The organism is Kocuria sp. APC 4018 (assembly GCF_030407675.1).
Classification (GTDB): domain Bacteria; phylum Actinomycetota; class Actinomycetes; order Actinomycetales; family Micrococcaceae; genus Kocuria; species Kocuria rhizophila.
The window spans coordinates 1-3,083 of the sequence record NZ_JASDCY010000106.1; the positions used below are offsets into that span (position 1 = coordinate 1).

3 protein-coding genes are annotated in these 3,083 nt (G+C 73.6%); all 3 read left to right on the forward strand.

The genetic code is table 11. The annotated features are described in order from the left end of the window. Positions 1-1,294 (forward strand): histidine kinase (locus tag QL985_RS11925; RefSeq protein WP_290147976.1); only part of this gene is annotated, 1,294 nt, incomplete at its 5' end. A gap of 1 nt (position 1,295) precedes the next feature. Continuing rightward, on the forward strand, positions 1,296-1,952 hold the full coding sequence (locus QL985_RS11930; RefSeq protein WP_019310811.1) for a response regulator transcription factor: 657 nt from the start codon (positions 1,296-1,298) through the stop codon (positions 1,950-1,952). Positions 1,953-1,960: 8 nt separating this feature from the next. Then, positions 1,961-3,083: DUF4097 family beta strand repeat-containing protein (locus tag QL985_RS11935; RefSeq protein ID WP_290147978.1), on the forward strand; the 1,123-nt coding region annotated here is incomplete at its 3' end.

The following is a 3,083-nucleotide window of genomic DNA, read 5'->3' on the forward strand; positions in this document are numbered from 1 at the left end:
CGGCACGGTCTACGTGCTGGTGGCCGCGGTGTGGCTGGAACGGCGGCGTTCCGCCTCCTCATTCGGACTGGACATCCGCGATCCCCGGCGCCGGCGCAGCCCGCGCACGGACTGGGTGCGGATCCCCCACCAGGTGTGGCTGGACGTCAGCGACGGCTCCCTGTGGCTCGGGCTGCTCCACCTGGTGCTCACGTGCGCCCTGGGCTGGCTGGCCCTGCTGCCGTTCGTGACGGTGGGTGCGGGCGTCGCCCTCGCCACCGCTCCCCTCTACGCCCCGGCGGACTCCGTGGTGCGGCAGCTGATGGCCGCCGCGGGGAACCTTCCGGAGTGGGCGCTCGTCCTGCTGGGCGTGACGGCGGTGCTGCTGAGCATCTTGGTGGGCGTGCTGGCCACGGTGGCCCACCGTGCGCTGTCCGCCGCGCTGCTGCGCCAGAGCGAGGCCGTGCGCCTGCGCCGTGAGGCCGCAGAGTCCCGCCGCCAGGCGGAGCACGAGTCCGCCGCCAAGGAGTCCGCCGTGCGCGGCGCGGAGACCGAGCGCTCTCGCATCGAGCGGGACCTGCACGACGGCGTCCAGCCGCAGCTGGTCTCGGTGGCCATGAACCTCTCGATGGCCACGTCCCGGATCGACACCGATCCCGCGGCCGCCAAGGAGCTCGTGGCCGAGGCCCACGGCACCACCAAGGCCGCCATCACCGAGCTGCGCCGCCTCGCCCGCGGGTTCCACCCCGCTGTGCTCGAGGACAGGGGGCTCGACGCCGCCGTGTCCGCCGTGGCCGCGCAGGCGCCGTTCCCCGTGGACGTCTCCGTCACGGCCCCGCGCCTGGATTCCCGCACGGAGGCCGCGATCTACTTCGCGGTGTCCGAGGGCCTCACCAATGCCGTCAAGCACTCCGGGGCGCGCTCCGCCGACGTGGCCGTGTCCGTCCAGGACGGCCCCGTTCCCGGCACCGCCGTGGTGGTGGCCGGCGTGCGCGACTTCGGCCGCGGCGGCGCCCGGGTGGTCCCCGGCGGAGGGCTCTCCGGGATCCAGGACCGCATCCGCTCCGCGGGCGGCCGGTTCTTCGTGACCTCCCCCGCGGGTGGACCCACCGAGGTGATCGTGGAGCTGCCGCTCACCGACCCCGCCACCACGCCCCGCGCCACGCGGAGCACACCTGAGACGGACCACGCCGCCCACCACGGGGGCGCGAGCGCACCGGGCGCACCGGGTGGGTCGGGGCAGGGAACCGGCGGTGCGGCGTCGTCGTACCCCGCGGCCGGAAACGCGTACCCCGCAGCGGGAGAGGAGAACTGAGATGCGCATCGTGATCGCCGAGGACGCCGTGCTGCTGCGCGCGGGGCTCGTGCGCCTGCTCACGGACGCCGGGCACCAGGTGGTGGCCGAGACGGACACCGCCGAGGGCCTCGTGAAGGCCATGGAGGAGCACCGCCCGGACTTCGCCCTGGTGGACGTGCGGCTGCCGCCCACGTTCAGCGACGAGGGCATCCGCGCCGCCGTGCTGATCCGCTCCGCGCACCCGGAGGTGGCCGTGCTGGTGCTGTCCCAGTACGTGGAGGAGCGCTACGCGTCCGAGCTGATCGCGTCCCGTCGCGAGGGCCTGGGCTACCTGCTCAAGGACCGTGTGGCGGACGTGGACCAGTTCCTCGAATCCGTGCAGACCGTGGGTTCCGGCGGCACCGTGCTGGACCCGGAGGTGCTCACCCAGATCCTGGTGCGCTCGCGGCGTCGCGAGGACATGGAGCTGCTGTCCCCGCGCGAGCGCGAGGTGCTGGGCCTCATGGCGCAGGGGCTGTCCAACGCCTCGATCGCGGCGAACCTCTACCTCACAGAGTCGGCCGTGGAGAAGCACATCGGCTCGATCTTCGCCAAGTTGGGCGTCATCTCCGAGACCGGCAACCGCAGAGTCCTGGCCGTTCTCAAGTACCTCGGCTACTCGGACCACTCTCTCTAGGACACGTCATGAGCACACGATTCCCCGAACCCTCATCCTCTTCCTCCCCGACGACGCCGCCCGCGGGCCTTCCCGGTGACGGCCGCCCACCGCGCGACCCCCGCGGGGACCACCCGCACGACCGCCCCGTGGGGCGCGGCGAGCGCCGCGCGTGGAACACGGCCACGGCTGTGATCGGCGGTTTGACCGCGCTCGGGCTGCTCCTGGCCGGGGCGGGCACCGCGGCGGCGGTCGCGCTGACGCAGGAGCGCGACGGATCCTGGACCGCGACCTCCGCCGTCAAGGAGATCCGCATCGACACCCGCTCCGCCGCGGTGAACATCACCACGAGCCCCACCGTGGAGCACGTGGAGGTGCAGTGGCACGAGACCGGCTGGTCGCTGCCCGACCACCAGATCACCCCCACGGTCGAGAACGGCGTGCTGAGCCTGGACGCCGTGCAGCAGGAGGAGTCCGCGTGGGCCACCGGCCCCCAGCAGATCTCCGTGGTCGTCCCGCAGGACGCCCCCGCCGCCTCCCTGGACATCTCCAGCACCGCCGGCGCGGTGAACGTGCAGGGCACCTACCAGGACGTCTCCGCCACCTCCGAGATGGGCTCGGTCACGGCCACGGACGTCAAGGCCTCCGTGCTGGACGCCCGGGCGACCACCGGGCAGGTGGTGCTGGACGGGGTGAGCGTGAAGAACCGCCTGGACGCCCACGTGACCCTGGGGATGGCGCTCGTCGCGGCCCAGGGCCCCGCCCCGCAGCGCACCTCCGTCACCGCGACCACCGGCGCGTACGGGGTGGACATGCCCGGCGCGGACTACTGGTACCCGCAGGGCAGCCAGCACGACGTCGCCGACCCCCGCCATCCCCGCACGACCACCCCCGGTGGCTCCGCGTACGCCGAAGACTCGTGGGGCAGCGGAGACTCGTGGAGCTCGGACGAGGGCCTGCAGACCGCCACCCAGGACGGGGCGCCGAGCACCGAGTACGACGCGGACGCCACGTGCGACGCCGCCCCCAAGGGCCGGCCCTGCCTGTTCCTGAAGGGGACGCCGGTGGACGTTCGGGACGCCGGGACCGTGGACTCGTGGGACGGCGACTCGCAGGAGCCCCCGGACAGCTCCCCCAGTTCTCTGAGCTCCC